Source organism: Shewanella jiangmenensis, from assembly GCF_018596335.1.
GTDB lineage: Bacteria > Pseudomonadota > Gammaproteobacteria > Enterobacterales > Shewanellaceae > Shewanella > Shewanella jiangmenensis.
Window position 1 is genome coordinate 1,023,584 of sequence record NZ_JAHEPS010000001.1, and the last position, 13,829, is coordinate 1,037,412.

The 13,829-nt window shown below is 55.7% G+C and carries 14 protein-coding genes; 8 read left to right on the top strand and 6 right to left on the bottom strand.

The genetic code is table 11. From position 1 onward, the window contains the following. The first annotated feature begins 35 nt into the window (after positions 1–35). Positions 36–611, top strand: a complete 576-nt coding sequence (thpR, locus tag KJI95_RS04510; protein WP_214505949.1) for an RNA 2',3'-cyclic phosphodiesterase — start codon at positions 36–38, stop codon at positions 609–611. A 204-nt stretch (positions 612–815) separates the two neighbouring features. Here the strand turns inward: thpR and nqrF are convergent, their stop codons facing one another. From nqrF to KJI95_RS04540, 6 genes are read right to left on the bottom strand one after another with little or no spacing between them, the layout of a single operon-like run. Further along, on the bottom strand, positions 816–2,033 hold the full coding sequence (gene nqrF / locus KJI95_RS04515) for an NADH:ubiquinone reductase (Na(+)-transporting) subunit F (protein WP_214505950.1): 1,218 nt from the start codon (positions 2,031–2,033) through the stop codon (positions 816–818). Between the two features lie 13 nt (positions 2,034–2,046). Continuing rightward, positions 2,047–2,655: an NADH:ubiquinone reductase (Na(+)-transporting) subunit E gene (nqrE, locus tag KJI95_RS04520; protein WP_214505951.1), complete on the bottom strand. Its 609-nt coding sequence runs from the start codon at positions 2,653–2,655 to the stop codon at positions 2,047–2,049. A 10-nt stretch (positions 2,656–2,665) separates the two neighbouring features. Continuing rightward, positions 2,666–3,292 carry an NADH:ubiquinone reductase (Na(+)-transporting) subunit D gene (locus tag KJI95_RS04525; RefSeq protein WP_214505952.1) on the bottom strand — a complete coding sequence of 209 codons (627 nt, stop codon included), beginning with the start codon at positions 3,290–3,292 and terminating at the stop codon, positions 2,666–2,668. Between the two features lies 1 nt (position 3,293). Next, positions 3,294–4,058: a Na(+)-translocating NADH-quinone reductase subunit C gene (locus KJI95_RS04530; RefSeq protein WP_214505953.1), complete on the bottom strand. Its 765-nt coding sequence runs from the start codon at positions 4,056–4,058 to the stop codon at positions 3,294–3,296. After that, complete coding sequence (locus KJI95_RS04535; RefSeq protein WP_214505954.1) at positions 4,048–5,271, bottom strand: NADH:ubiquinone reductase (Na(+)-transporting) subunit B; 1,224 nt, start codon at positions 5,269–5,271, stop codon at positions 4,048–4,050. The genes KJI95_RS04530 and KJI95_RS04535 overlap by 11 nt, the downstream gene beginning before the upstream one ends. Then, positions 5,271–6,638, bottom strand: coding sequence for a Na(+)-translocating NADH-quinone reductase subunit A (locus KJI95_RS04540; RefSeq protein ID WP_214505955.1), 1,368 nt, complete (start codon positions 6,636–6,638; stop codon positions 5,271–5,273). Before KJI95_RS04540 ends, KJI95_RS04535 begins: the two co-directional genes overlap by 1 nt. A 598-nt stretch (positions 6,639–7,236) precedes the next feature. On the opposite strand from KJI95_RS04540, the gene KJI95_RS19555 reads away from it, so the two are divergent. The 7 genes from KJI95_RS19555 to napA all read left to right on the top strand — a co-directional run bounded on the left by KJI95_RS19555 (position 7,237) and on the right by napA (position 13,791). Further along, complete coding sequence (locus KJI95_RS19555) at positions 7,237–7,680, top strand: type IV pilin protein (RefSeq protein ID WP_214505956.1); 444 nt, start codon at positions 7,237–7,239, stop codon at positions 7,678–7,680. A gap of 4 nt (positions 7,681–7,684) precedes the next feature. After that, on the top strand, positions 7,685–8,116 hold the full coding sequence (locus KJI95_RS19560) for a GspH/FimT family pseudopilin (RefSeq protein WP_214505957.1): 432 nt from the start codon (positions 7,685–7,687) through the stop codon (positions 8,114–8,116). Then, positions 8,113–8,496 (top strand): prepilin-type N-terminal cleavage/methylation domain-containing protein, encoded by a 384-nt coding sequence (locus KJI95_RS04555; RefSeq protein WP_214505958.1) that lies wholly within the window; start codon positions 8,113–8,115, stop codon positions 8,494–8,496. Before KJI95_RS19560 ends, KJI95_RS04555 begins: the two co-directional genes overlap by 4 nt. Next, positions 8,493–9,011 carry a PilW family protein gene (locus KJI95_RS04560; protein WP_214505959.1) on the top strand — a complete coding sequence of 173 codons (519 nt, stop codon included), beginning with the start codon at positions 8,493–8,495 and terminating at the stop codon, positions 9,009–9,011. The genes KJI95_RS04555 and KJI95_RS04560 overlap by 4 nt, the downstream gene beginning before the upstream one ends. Before the next feature lie 15 nt (positions 9,012–9,026). Continuing rightward, positions 9,027–10,643: a pilus assembly PilX N-terminal domain-containing protein gene (locus KJI95_RS04565; protein WP_214505960.1), complete on the top strand. Its 1,617-nt coding sequence runs from the start codon at positions 9,027–9,029 to the stop codon at positions 10,641–10,643. Between the two features lie 398 nt (positions 10,644–11,041). Beyond that, on the top strand, positions 11,042–11,311 hold the full coding sequence (locus KJI95_RS04570; protein WP_214506195.1) for a chaperone NapD: 270 nt from the start codon (positions 11,042–11,044) through the stop codon (positions 11,309–11,311). Then, the gene (gene napA, locus KJI95_RS04575; RefSeq protein WP_214505961.1) at positions 11,308–13,791 is read left to right on the top strand and encodes a nitrate reductase catalytic subunit NapA; all 2,484 of its coding nucleotides are present in this window, start codon (positions 11,308–11,310) and stop codon (positions 13,789–13,791) included. Before KJI95_RS04570 ends, napA begins: the two co-directional genes overlap by 4 nt. Positions 13,792–13,829 lie beyond the last annotated feature (38 nt).

Below are 13,829 nucleotides of genomic sequence, written 5' to 3' on the forward strand. Positions count from 1 at the left end.
AAGGTTTTATTAACAGAAAGAACGGGGCTGGTTTTATGGCATTGGCCAAACGCTTGTTTTTGGGTTTTTCGCTGACTGAGCAGCAGTGCTTGGCCATGCGGGGCTTGCAGCAAGACTTAAAGCAGAGCTCAAACAGCTTGAATTGTGACGCCGTCGATTGTGAGGCGGTAAGTTCTGGCGGCCTCGATGTCACGCTGGGCAACCTGCATCTTACCCTCGCCTTTTTAGGACAAACAGACGCGGCAACCGAGGCGCGGCTTTGCGATGAAATCACCCACATGCCCAAACCAAGGTTTCACCAAACCCTGGATAGTTTTGTGCATTGGCCGGGCGCTGGGGTGGTTTGCCTTTGGGGTAAGGCTGAAGACAGCGCCCTTATCGAAATGTTTAAGGCAAGTCAGGCGATTGCCGCCAAACTTGGCCTGCATCAGAGCGAGCACACATTTAACCCGCACATCACCTTAAAACGCAAAGCCAAAGTATTTGAAATGCCTGAGTGGACACCTGCACCGCTTACACTCACGCCTGACGCGCTGCATCTATATCACTCCCAAAGCACGGCCTTTGGGGTGCAATACCAGATTCTGCAAAGCTGGCCGCTCGGCGATTAGCTTAAGCAATCATGCATTTGGGAGATGCAGAAGAGAGCGCAGTTGCCAACTTAAACAGCAAGTTTCCGCCCAATAAACATAAAAAAATCCCCACCTGAGTGGGGATTTTCAAAGTATCAGCGGTTCAGATAACAGCCCTATAAACTAAGCAAGCAGAGCAACTAAGCAAGCAGAGCAACTAAGCGACCAGAGCAGCAGCCAGTATCAGCCACCAAAGTCATCGAGCAGTATGTTATCGCGCTCAACGCCCAGACTTTCGAGCATGGCAATCACAGAGCTGTTCATGATTGGCGGGCCGCACATGTAAAACTCACAGTCTTCCGGCGCCTTGTGCTGCTTTAAGTAGTTCTCATACAGCACGTTATGGATAAAGCCGGTGTAGCCAGTCCAGTTATCTTCCGGCAAGGGCTCCGACAGGGCGATGTGCCACTGGAAGTTAGGGTTCTCGGCCGCCAGACCATCGAAGTCTTCCTGATAGAACACTTCACGCAGGGAGCGGGCGCCGTACCAGAAGCTCATCTTGCGCGACGTTTTCACCCGCTTGAGTTGATCGAAGATATGACTTCGCATCGGCGCCATACCGGCACCACCGCCGATAAACACCATTTCGGCGTCGGTCTCTTTGACGAAGAACTCACCGAAGGGGCCGGAAATAGTCACCTTGTCGCCGGGCTTCAAGTTAAAGATGAAGGACGACATTTGTCCCGGTGGCAGCTCAGGGCTTGGCGGCGTGGCAATACGCACGTTCAGCATGATGCGGCCCTTTTCTTCGGGATAGTTGGCCATGGAGTAGGCGCGCATTACTTCGGTATCGACCTTGGAGACCAGATTAAACAGGCCGTACTTTTCCCAGTCATCGCGGAAGATTTCCGGAATATCAAAGTCTTTGTAATGCACTTCGTGGGCGGGGGCTTCAATCTGAATGTAACCACCGGCCTTAAAATCCACCTCTTCGCCTTCTGGCACCTTAAGCAGCAGCTCTTTGATGTAAGTAGCGGTGGAGCGGTTGGAAATCACCTCACACTCCCACTTCTTCACCCCGAAGATCTCTTCATCGAGCTCAAGTTCCATATCGGATTTCACCGCAACCTGACAGGCGAGACGGCAACCCTCTTTGGCCTCTTTCTTGGTGATATGGTCAAGTTCGGTAGGCAGGATATCGCCGCCACCGGATTTCACCTTCACCCGGCACTGACCGCAGGTACCGCCGCCGCCACAGGCAGACGGCACGAAAATGTTTTTACCGGCCAGGGCACCGAGCAGCTTGCCACCGGCAGGCACGGCCACACTCTTGTCGGCATCGTCGTTGATGCGAAGCTTCACATCACCGCTTGCCACCAGCTTGCTGCGGGCAATCAAAATGACCGCCACCAGGATGCACACCACCACGGTGAACATGCCCATTCCAATCGTCATTTCCATGGATGTTCCTCCGTTAAAGGCTGATACCGGCAAAGGACATAAAGCCCAGCGCCATCAGCCCTGTGGTGATAAAGGTGATACCAATACCCTGCAGCCCTTCGGGGATGGCATTGAACTTGAGCCGCTCACGAATACCGGCCAAGAGCACAATGGCCACCGCCCAGCCGGTACCGGCACCGGCGGCAAACACTGCTGACTCGGTCAGGGTGTAGTCGCGGTTGGCCATAAAAATCACCCCGGCGAAGATGGCGCAGTTTACGGTCAAAAGCGGCAGGAAGATCCCCAGCGTCTGGTACAGCACCGGCATATAGCGGTCGAGCACCATTTCAAGGATTTGCACCAGCGCCGCAATCACCCCGATAAAGGTGATGAGCTGCAGGTAGGACAAATCCAGCTCCGGAAACCCGGCCCAGGCCAGCGCACCCGGCTTGAGCACGGCAACGTAAATCAGCTGGTTGAGTGGCACTGCCAGCACCATCACCACCACCACAGCCACACCGAGGCCGAGGGAGGTCGACACCTTTTTGGATACCGCGAGGAAGGTACACATCCCCAGGAAGAAGGACAGCGCCATGTTGTCGATGAAAGACGCCTGAATAAACAGATTGATGTAGTGTTCCATATCACTCACCTCAGGCCTTGGCGCGCTTGCGCTGAGCTATGTTAACCACCCAGATGATGACGCCAATCAGGAAGAAGGCGCTGGGTGGCAGCTTGAACATCTCGTTGGGCAGATACCAGCCGCCCTGCTCTATGGTCTTCAAAATGCTGTGACCAAACAGGGTGCCTGAACCCAAGAGTTCGCGCACAAAGGCGACACTGAGCAGGATAAAGCCGTAACCGGCGGCGTTACCCAGCGCATCCAGCACCGACAGGTGCGGCGGCTCCTTCATGGCGAAGGCTTCGGCGCGGCCCATCACGATACAGTTGGTGATAATCAGACTCACAAACACCGACAGCTGCTTGGATAAGTCCGGCGCCACGTCCTGCAATACCATGTCCACCACAATCACCAGCGAGGCGATAATGGTCATCTGGGCGATGATGCGCACACTGTTGGGAATAAGCGCACGGATAAGCGAGATAAAGAAGTTGGAGCACACCAACACAAAGGTTACCGCCAGGGTCATCACCAGCGCGGTTTGCATGGAGTTACTCACCGCCAGGGCCGAACAGACCCCCAGCACCTGCATGGCCACCGGGTTATTGGCAAACACCGGCTTGAGCAGCAGATCACGATTGGATAATACAGCGCTCATGTTACACCCCCGCCGCTTTCAGTTTGCCAAGGAAGGTTTCAAAACCCTCGGGACCAAACCAGAACTGCACTGCCTTGGCGACACCGGCACCGGTACGGGTGGCACCGCTCACGCCATCAACGGCGCTCTTGTCACCGGCCTTGGCTTCGCCCTTCACGATCTTGAAGGCCACATCGCCCTTGGCGTTGAAGATTTGCTTGCCCTGCCACTTGGCGAGCCAGTCATCGTGGTTGATAAAGTCGCCGATACCCGGGGTTTCACCGTGCTCGTAAAATACAGCGCCGGAGATGGTGTTAAGGTCGGCCTTAACGCCCACGTAACCGTAGATAATTGACCACAGACCCTTGCCATACACAGGCAATACCAGTGCCTGCAGCTGGCCCTGCTCGTCCAGCACCTTGAATACCCGCACCTGATTGGCGCGGGTCTTGATACGGGCGGTGTCTTTGGCAATCTTGCTGGAGGTATCGGGATTGATGGCCGCCATGCGCTCGTCAAAATCGAGGATATTGTCACGCTCAATCATCTCGCCGCTGGCGATATCCACCATCACAGGGCGCACCCGCGCCTCGAAGGTGCCTTTGACATCGCTTACGTCCTTGATATCAGCCGCAATCAGCACGTTTTGCATCAGCTCATTGCGCTTTTTCACCAACTTGCGCTCCTTGAGCACATCGGCGGTGCCGGTGATCATAAAGGAGCACACCAGGCACAGCACGACCGTAAAGGTCATGGTGCCGAGGATACTGTCTTTGTTAAAGGCCATGGCGCTTCAGCCTCCGTTTGATGTTGAACCGAGCCACCAGCGAATCCAGCAGCGGTGCCCACAGGTTGGCGAACAGAATCGCCAGCATGATGCCCTCGGGCTGCTTGACGTTGGCAACGCGGATAAGAATGGTCATGGCGCCCACCAGAATGCCGAACATCAGCTTGCCGGGGCGGGTATAGGCGGTGGTCACAGGATCGGTAGCCATAAACATCATCCCCAGCGCAAAACCGCCGGTAACCAGATGCCAGGTCCAGGGCATGGCTGCCATGGCGTTTTTGCCATCGCCCAGCAGATTAAACAGCAGCGAGGTGGCAATCATGCCCAGCATCACACCCACCACAATGCGCCAGTCGGCAAGGCGGGTGAGCAGCAGCAAGGCGCCGCCAAGGAGAATTGCCAACGCCGAGGTTTCGCCTATCGCGCCCACTTCAAAACCGAGGAAGGCATTCCACCAGGCGCCATCGCTAAAGGCGTGGTACCAGGGATAGTCAGCAAACTTCATCTTGTTGGCGGCAACTTCGGCAAGCGTCGTGGCCGAGCTGTAACCGTCCACCGCCACCAGCTGCGCCGAAGTGGTCACTTCGCTTGGGTAGGCAAAATAGATAAAGGCGAGACCCGCCAGCGCCGGATTCAGGAAGTTGTAACCCATGCCACCGAACAGCTCTTTGGCAACCACCACACCAAAGCTGATGCCCATCACCACCAGCCAGAGGCTGATATTGGCGGGCAAACACAGGCTGAACAGCAAGGCGGTCACGAAGAAGCCTTCCTGCATTTGCTGGCGTCTGGCCTTGGCAAACACCATTTCCCAGAAGATGGTGGTGATAAGGGCAGCCAGATAAATCGGCAGATAGTAGATAAGGCCATATGCCATCAGGCCGACAATGCCGGTGCTTTCACTCAGGCCGCCAAAAACGGCGTTGTACAGAGCCTGATGCCAGTTATCCAGCGGTGCACTGCCCGCCAGAATCGCCAGCTGCGCCTGCAGGCCAGTGTTGTAGATGCCAAACAAAATCGCCGGCAGCAGACACAGGCCCACCAGGGTCATGGTGCGCTTTACTTCGATGGCATCGCGCACGTGCACCGTGTCCTGGGTGCTGGCACCATGGCCGATAAACAGCGAGCGGAAATAGTCTTTAATGGTCAACCCGGGCGCGTAGTAGGCGTCCTGAGCCGTTGGTTTGCTTTTTGATTCAGTGGGTTTGCTCATCAGCCTTCCCTCTCGATAATCGTCAGGCAGGCGCGAAGCTCCTGGCCAAAATCGTACTTGCTGGGGCAGACAAAGGTGCACAGGGCCAAGTCTTCTTCGTCCAGCTCCAGTGCGCCCAACAGCTGCGCCTCGTCGGTGTCACGCACCACCAGATCCCGCACCAGCAGGGTGGGCAGAATATCCAGCGGCATCACCCTGTCCAGCTGACCAAAGGCCATCATGGCGCGCTTGGCACCGCCGGTGTGGGTGGTCATGTCGTAGAGTTTTTTCGGCAAAAAGCGCGACAGCACGGTACGGGTGATAGAGAACTTGTCCCGACCCAAACGTACCCAGGGCAGGAAGTGCTCGCTGTCATCTTCGGTGACTACCGAAATCTGTGGGTGGAAGCGGCCGAGGAAGTCGAACGCACCTTCGGCGGTGTGACCGGACAGCACAGAGCCTGACACGACGCGGGAATGCACTTCGTCTTTCAGCTCGCCCTTGACGATATCGCTGACCTTTGCACCCAGCACAGTAGCGAGCAGCCTTGGATTAAGCACGTTGGGGCCACCGAGTGCGACGATACGGCGGTTATCCAGCTGTCCTGTGGTAAAGAGGCGACCAACCGCCATCACGTCCTGATAGCCGATGTGCCACACCTGACGCTCCATATTCACCGGCATCAGCATGTGGATGTGAGTGCCCACCAACCCGGCAGGGTGCACGCCCTGGAATCTGTGGGTCTGTACCCGTGGCAGCTCGGCGCCGGGCAGGCTGTCGTGGCGACCATCCTGACACAAAAACACCGGCCCATCGGTGAGATGAGTGAGTACCTGCATACCGGCGGCAAAGGCATCCACGTCGGTATTGATAATCACCCGCGGATCGGCCGCCAGCGGATTGGTGTCCACGGCAGTCACAAACAGGCCTGCAGGCGCAGTGCCTGGCTTGGGAGCACGGGAGAAGGGACGGGTGCGAAGTGCAGTCCACAGGCCACTTTGCAGCAGCTTGTCCTGCACCTGCTCACGGGTCAGGGCGGCAAGGTTTGCCTCGGCGCCAAAATCGATAGCCTCGTCGGAGCCATCACAATCGATGACCACCGACAGCAGCAGGCGCTTGTCGCCTCTGTGAATGGCTGACACAACACCGGCACAGGGCGCGGTAAAGCGCACTCCCGGGTTGCTCTTGTCTTCAAACAGCGCCTGACCCTTGATGACCCGCTCACCCTCTTCCACCAGCATGGAAGGCTTAAGCCCCACATACTCCTTGCCTAACACGGCAAGCTGGCTTGGTTTGGCGGCGGTATCAATCACCTGCCTTGGCGCCCCGGCAATGGGCACATCCAGGCCCTTTTTCACTGTGATTATCGCTTCGGAATAATCTGCCATGATTGCGGTCGCTCATATGGAAAATACACTGCGTATGATCGTACTTGGCAGCGCAAAAAAATTCCGTCAGCCACATCACAATTGGCTCAAAAGTGAAATTTAACTACAAAACATCACAAAACCCCGCCAAAGCGGCGCGAAAATCGCCTTGAACACACTTATTTCGTAGGAATATTACAAAGAGGACAAACCACAGCCGAATGCTGGATTTATATTTAAAACATTAACTTATGGCTACAACCCCAATAAAAGATTGGGATCCTGACGGGCACAAATTCTGAAAGTTGTAGAAAAGCTACCGCATAACCAGCCTGTGGCAGTGACCAAATCGCCGGGTGATCAAGCTCTCAATTCCGCAATAAAGCCTTCGTGACCAACAAGGCATCCCGGTCAGGAACCATGACATGCCGCAGTCAAGGCACACAAATTTGCGTCACTTCTGACACTTCAAACATCGCTTATAACCAAACGATATAGCTTGAATGTAAAGAGTATACAAACATATTGCACATATACGTCAAAAGCCCTATGTTCAGTCAAAAAAATGACAACGCTGTCGTTTGTCAAAATATAACGATAACAAAGGTATACAATCTACATGGCATGGAAGCATCCCCGCAATTTAACACTCAGCGGCAAACTCAGCAGTAAACTCAGAGCCAGTCTGACATCCAGCACAAGCAGCACAGGTTTCACCCTGATTGAACTCATGATAGTGGTCGCCATTGTCGGCATTATTGCCGCCATCGCGCTGCCGTCTTATCAGGAGTATCTCAAGAAAGGCCGCCGCTTTGACGCTCAGCAGCAGCTGATTAGCCTAAGCCACGGCCTTGAGCGCAGTTACTCTCGCGACGGCGCCTACCCCAATGCCATCGCCAGTCTGCCGTCGGACGATTTTTACACCTACAGCTACAGCCAGACCGGCGGCACCGAGTATGAATTAAAAGCCACGCCGACAAGCAGACAAAGCGACAGCTGTGGTGCCCTCACCCTCAATCAAAAGGGTGTCGAAGGCGCCGCCAAGGCCGGTTGCTGGGAGTAACGCCATGAAGCAAACCAATCAAGGCCTGAGCCTGGTTGAGCTGATGGTGGTAGTTGCTATGGTGGGTATTCTCTCTGCCATTGCTATCCCGTCGTACAACAATCTCATTGCCAGTGAACAACTTACCGCCAGCGCCAACCGCCTGCAGGCGGGTTTTAAATACGCCCGCTCCGAAGCGATGAAACGCAGCGAAACGGTTCATCTCAAAGTTCAGCAGAATAAAAGCATCAAGATAACCCAGGGTAACGAAGAGCTGAAAATCATCCCAGCCCCCGATGCCAAGGTGACTGTCACAGGGCTTGCCGACATCAGCGTATCGCCCCTTGGCACCACAGCCAGCGCCAACATAAAACTTGAGCGCAGCGGCCAGAGCCTGAGGCTGTGTATTTTGCGCAGCGGCCAGAGCCAACTCACCAAAAACGGGTGCCCCACATGAAGCAAACACAACAAGGCTTTACCCTGACCGAAGTCATGGTGTCACTGGTTATTTCGGTTGTGGCGCTGCTTGGCCTTGGCAAGGCGCAGCTGCAATCGTTAAAACACGCCAGCAACAGTTTCAATTACACCCAGGCGAGCATCCACGCCCAGAACGTGGCCGAGCGCATCTGGCTGCGGGCCTGCGAATTTCAGCGCAGTCCGGCGCAGTTTGAGGATGTGAATTACCGCCAGAGCCTGCAGCCCGGCGGCAACTACAGCCTCACCCTACCGGCGAACTTTGCCAATCAAATGGCCATAACCGTGAGCTGGCAGGACAAACGGATTGAAGATAACAACAGCGTCAGTGTGAATTTGACCTTTCCGGAGTTTTGCCAATGATGCGCCGCCAACAGGGCATGACCCTGACCGAACTTCTGGTGGCCATGGTACTTGGCCTGCTGATTAGCCTTGCGGTCATCAACCTTTATACCCCACTGAAAGCCACGGTGGCCGAGAGTAAGCGGCTGGAAATGGCCAATGAGAGCCTGCGTTTTGTGACCCTGCACCTTGGCCGCAGCATCCGCCATGCGGACTCGGTCACGGGACTCACCCCCACCAGTCTGGATCTCAACATCAAGGTTGGCGCCGATCAACAGACCCAAAGCTGCCTGGACAACACCAAAACGGCGGATTTCGTTGAAAGCTGGCGCTTCGAGGCGCACAAGCTTTACTGCAACGATGGCAGTGGTGAACAGCTGCTTTTGACCGACATCAGCGCCCTGACCTTTGCTCAAAACGGCGCACTGGTCTCAATTAGTCTGTCGCCCCAGGGCGCACCGACCAATCAGGCCACCACCCGAATCGATATCGCCATGCGCAAGCCCCTGTGGCAAGCCGCAGCAGCCAATCCATAAGTTGAGGGAACAACGATGCGTCAAACAGTCCATCCATCCCGAGAGCGGGGAGCCGTACTACTCGTCGTGCTGGTGTTCAGCATCATGGCCACCCTGCTGGTGGTCACCAATTTGAAAGACAACATAGTGCAGGAGCGCGCCGCCGGAAACTTCCAAAAGCAGCTCAACGCCCGCTACACCGCCGAGCAGGGCATGTACGAGAGCTACAACAAGATTAAAGCCAAGCTCAAGACCCACCCAAACAGCACGGTAGACATACTCAAGGGCGAACTGCCGGGCCGCGCCAACGGCGCCATTAAAGGCAGTCATTTTGAGACCAGCAATCACCGCATCCCCGCTCCGGGACTGCTTATGCTGGCGAGCCGCGGCCATCATCTCGAAGGCGCCGCCGGGCTTAATGTCGCCTTTGCATTGCTGGGCCAGCCTGGCAATGATATCTACAAAGATGCGGTAGTCGCCTGCGACGGGTTAACCCTCAATGGCAGCGGCACCATCGACAGCTACGACTCATCAAAAGGCGCCTACGGCGACAACAATAAGGGTAAAAATGGTGATGTTGCCACCATTCGCCCCGATGCCGATGTCACCCTTACAGGCGATGCGCCAATCCGCGGCGATGTTCGCGCCACCGGTAACATAACGACCACAGGTACCTCTCCCATCAGCGGCAATGTCCATGCCACCAAAAACGTCACCATTCAAGGCGGGGCAGTTGCGAGCAACAGGGTGGGCGGCAATGTGATGAGCGGTGGTAACTTCAACCTGGACAACGGCAATGTAGCAGGTAGCGTTAAGGCAAATGGAAATGCAACCTTGGGGGGAGGCGCGTCGATTATGAGTAACGATTTGCTATACGGTGGTCAGGGAACATTCGCCGACAGCGAAGATAAAAAGTATTTGCAACCGGGCTACAAAGGCAATCCCAACGTACAGGAGGTTGCAACGGGCACCTGTGATCCAATCGGCATGCCCGGATTAGTCGGGAAATTTACCGGTGCGTCGCAAAGCCTGACCGTAAGTTCTACACAAATCTTGAATCTGCAACCACAAACCAACTCTTATGATTCACATAACGGCTGGAAGCCACCAACGCTTACGAGCTCAAATGCCGACATCCTAGGCCATTCAGGCCCCGTATATCGATTCGACGACTTAAAAGTTAATAGCGATGGCAAACTTAACATCAGTGGTGGCGACGTTACCCTGATTGTCTCAGGTGATTTCACCTTAACCGGAGACGCTAAGGTTAACATAGCCTCTGATTCCAGTTTAACCATTGTAGTCAAGGGTAAGACAGAGCTGAGTGGTAGCAAGATATTCGACAGCGCAACGGTCAACGGCGCCGGGATCAGAGATAACGGAAAAGTGTCAATGTCACTTTTCTCTGCCTATAACCTCAAGGATGGCGTGATACTGTCGGGTGCTGCCAACATGTATGCGTCTATCTACGCCCCTCTGACCGATGTCAAACTCACCGGCAGCGGCGATCTCTTAGGCTCTGTTCGTGGAAAAACGGTAACTGCATCCGGCGCAGGTGCCATCCACTACGACGAAGCCCTGGGCCTTGCCGACCTTGGCGACGAACATGCCCGTCCGCCCGTTCTAGCGCTGCGTGACTGGCTGTGGCTGTAAGCCGCAAGCCGCAAGCCGCAATAATAGTCCGTGACATTCAGCTATACACTAAAAGGCCCTGCGGGGCCTTTTTGCTTTTCCGCTCTCAGGGATGTTGCAACTGACAGCCAGCATTCAACCTAACTACCCACAAAGCAATAGCCAAACAAGAATCAGTTTCATTTAAATCTCTGAGACTTAAGGCCTGTTTAAGCTTGCAGCGCCAGTACAAATTCTCCTTTACCAATGCGCCTTTTGGTTAAATTTCAAACTGAGAAGCAGATCACGCTCAAAAACATGATCTGGGTCTACAAACCTGTTTGATACCTCCTAGTGGGTATACCCACAAAAATAGCAAGGTCTAGACTCGAAACCATCCGATTGACCCTAAGCGGTCGAATCCTATGGGAGCAAGCGTCATGACCCAGGAATATCACGTCACCAGTTTGGTGGTGCACGCCGCACCAAGCCAGGCCAATGCCATTGGCGCAACCATTGCGGCCCTGCCCGGCGCCGAAGTCCATGCCATCAATCCCCAAGGCAAGTTGGTTATCACCCTGGAAGGGTCAAGCCAGCGGGCCATCCTCGACAACGTCGAGACCATCAACGCCCTTAACGGGGTGTTATCCAGCAGTCTGATCTATCACCAATCAGAACTCGAACAACAAGAGAGTGAGGAAACACCATGAGCATAAGCCGTCGCGAGTTTCTAAAAGCCAATGCCGCCGTTGCTGCGGCTACGGCCGTGGGTGTCACTCTGCCAGTGAAAGTGGTTGAAGCCGCTGAGCAGAACGACAACATCAAATGGGACAAGGCCCCCTGCCGCTTCTGCGGCGTGGGCTGTTCGGTGCTGGTAGGCACCCGGGACGGCAAAGTGGTTGCCACCAAGGGTGATCCCGAAAGCCCGGTCAACAAGGGCCTGAACTGTATCAAGGGCTACTTCCTGTCGAAGATCATGTACGGCAAGGACCGTCTGGACACGCCACTTTTGCGCATGAAAGACGGCAATTACGACAAGAACGGCGAGTTCACCCCGGTAAGCTGGGAGGTGGCGCTGGACACCATGGCCGACAAGTGGAAGGCGAGCCTCAAGGCCAAGGGCCCCACTTCGGTGGGCATGTTTGGCTCGGGCCAGTGGACCATCTGGGAAGGCTACGCCGCCGCCAAGCTGCACAAGGCCGGTTTCCTCACCAACAACATCGACCCCAACGCCCGCCACTGTATGGCCTCGGCGGTTGCCGGCTTTATGCGTACCTTCGGTATCGACGAGCCCATGGGCTGTTATGACGACCTCGAAGCCGCCGATCACTTCGTGCTCTGGGGCGCCAACATGGCCGAGATGCACCCCATCCTGTGGGCGCGCCTGTCAGATCGCCGCCTGAGCCACGCCGATGCCCGCGTGCATGTGCTGTCGACCTTCGAAAACCGCTCCTTCGATCTGGCCGATAACCCCATGGTGTTCCGTCCGCAAACGGACATGGTGATCCTGAACTTTATCGCCAACTACATCATTGAAAATAAAGCGGTTAATAAAGACTTCGTCAGCAAGCACACCAAGTTTGCGTTGGGTGTGACCGACATTGGTTACGGCCTGCGCCCTGACCATCCGCTGGAGAAAAAGGCCAAAAACCCCGGCAATGGCAAATCCACGCCGATTTCCTTTGAGGAATACGCCAAGTTTGTCAGCAGCTATACCCTGGAATACGCCAGCGAAATGAGCGGCGTACCGGCCGAGCGCTTGGTGGAGCTCGCCAAAGCCTATGCCGATCCTAAGGTGAAGGTGATGAGCCTGTGGACCATGGGCGTTAACCAGCACGTGCGCGGTGTGTGGACCAACAACATGCTGTACAACATCCACCTGCTGACCGGCAAAATCGCCACCCCCGGCAACAGCCCCTTCTCGCTCACCGGCCAGCCATCGGCCTGCGGCACCGCCCGTGAAGTGGGCACCTTTGCCCACCGCCTGCCCGCCGACATGGTGGTGGACAACGACAAGCACCGCGCCCTGACCGAAAAGCTCTGGCTGCTGCCCGAAGGCGCCATTCCGCCCAAGCCCGGCTTCCACGCCGTACTGCAAAGCCGGATGCTCAAAGACGGCAAGCTCAACTGTTACTGGACCATGTGTACCAACAACATGCAGGCCGGCCCCAATATCAACGATGAAATCTATCCGGGCTTCCGTAATCCCGAAAACTTCATCGTGGTATCAGACCCTTATCCAACAGTCACCGCCATGGCGGCCGACCTTATTCTGCCCACCGCCATGTGGGTAGAAAAAGAAGGTGGCTACGGCAACGCCGAGCGCCGCACCCATATGTGGCACCAGATGGTGAAGGCCCCCGAAGGTGCCAAGTCTGACCTGTGGCAGCTGATGGAATTTGCCAAGCGCTTTACTGTGGACGAAGTCTGGCCCGCCGAGCTGATTGCCAAAAAGCCCGAGTACGCTGGCAAGACCCTGTTTGAAGTGCTGTTTGCCAACGGCGTTATCAACAAGTATCCGGTGTCCGACTGCAAGGGTGAGATGAACGACGAGTCCGAACACTTCGGCTTCTACGTGCAAAAGGGCATCTTCGAAGAATACGCCGCCTTTGGCCGTGGCAAGGCCCACGATCTGGCGCCGTTCGATACCTACCACCCAACCCGCGGCCTGCGCTGGCCTGTGGTGGATGGCAAAGAAACCCTGCGCCGTTTCGTTGAGGGGTCAGATCCTTATGTGAAGGCCGGTGAAGGCTTTAACTTCTACGGCAAGCCCGATGGCAAGGCAGTGATTTTTGCCCTGCCCTTCGAGCCCGCCGCCGAAGAGCCGAACGAAGAATACGATCTGTGGATGAGCACAGGCCGGGTGCTGGAGCACTGGCACACCGCCTCCATGACCGCCCGGGTACCTGAGCTCTACCGCGCCTACCCCGACGCGCAGATTTTTATGCACCCTGAAGATGCCAAGGCTCGCGGCTTAAATCGCGGCGATGAGGTGATAGTGGCCTCACCCAGAGGCCAGGTGAAGACCCGGGTTGAAACCAAGGGCCGCAACAAGCCACCCCGTGGCGTGGTGTTTATGCCCTTCTTCGATGCCCGTCAGCTGGTGAATAAGCTGCTGCTGGACGCGACCGATCCGCTGTCAAAAGAGACAGACTTCAAGAAGTGTCCGGTGAAGGTGATGAAGGCCTGAGCGGCCTCATCCCATCAAGCACGCTAACTACAGGCAGG

Excerpts from the sequence above, each read along its gene's own strand:
- thpR (WP_214505949.1), top strand. The coding sequence starts at position 36 with ATGGCATTGGCCAAACGCTTGTTTTTGGGTTTTTCGCTGACTGAGCAG.
- nqrF (WP_214505950.1), bottom strand. The coding sequence starts at position 2,033 with ATGGAAATGACGATTGGAATGGGCATGTTCACCGTGGTGGTGTGCATC.
- nqrE (WP_214505951.1), bottom strand. The coding sequence starts at position 2,655 with ATGGAACACTACATCAATCTGTTTATTCAGGCGTCTTTCATCGACAAC.
- KJI95_RS04525 (WP_214505952.1), bottom strand. The coding sequence starts at position 3,292 with ATGAGCGCTGTATTATCCAATCGTGATCTGCTGCTCAAGCCGGTGTTT.
- KJI95_RS04530 (WP_214505953.1), bottom strand. The coding sequence starts at position 4,058 with ATGGCCTTTAACAAAGACAGTATCCTCGGCACCATGACCTTTACGGTC.
- KJI95_RS04535 (WP_214505954.1), bottom strand. The coding sequence starts at position 5,271 with ATGAGCAAACCCACTGAATCAAAAAGCAAACCAACGGCTCAGGACGCC.
- KJI95_RS04540 (WP_214505955.1), bottom strand. The coding sequence starts at position 6,638 with ATGGCAGATTATTCCGAAGCGATAATCACAGTGAAAAAGGGCCTGGAT.
- KJI95_RS19555 (WP_214505956.1), top strand. The coding sequence starts at position 7,237 with ATGGCATGGAAGCATCCCCGCAATTTAACACTCAGCGGCAAACTCAGC.
- KJI95_RS19560 (WP_214505957.1), top strand. The coding sequence starts at position 7,685 with ATGAAGCAAACCAATCAAGGCCTGAGCCTGGTTGAGCTGATGGTGGTA.
- KJI95_RS04555 (WP_214505958.1), top strand. The coding sequence starts at position 8,113 with ATGAAGCAAACACAACAAGGCTTTACCCTGACCGAAGTCATGGTGTCA.
- KJI95_RS04560 (WP_214505959.1), top strand. The coding sequence starts at position 8,493 with ATGATGCGCCGCCAACAGGGCATGACCCTGACCGAACTTCTGGTGGCC.
- KJI95_RS04565 (WP_214505960.1), top strand. The coding sequence starts at position 9,027 with ATGCGTCAAACAGTCCATCCATCCCGAGAGCGGGGAGCCGTACTACTC.
- KJI95_RS04570 (WP_214506195.1), top strand. The coding sequence starts at position 11,042 with ATGACCCAGGAATATCACGTCACCAGTTTGGTGGTGCACGCCGCACCA.
- napA (WP_214505961.1), top strand. The coding sequence starts at position 11,308 with ATGAGCATAAGCCGTCGCGAGTTTCTAAAAGCCAATGCCGCCGTTGCT.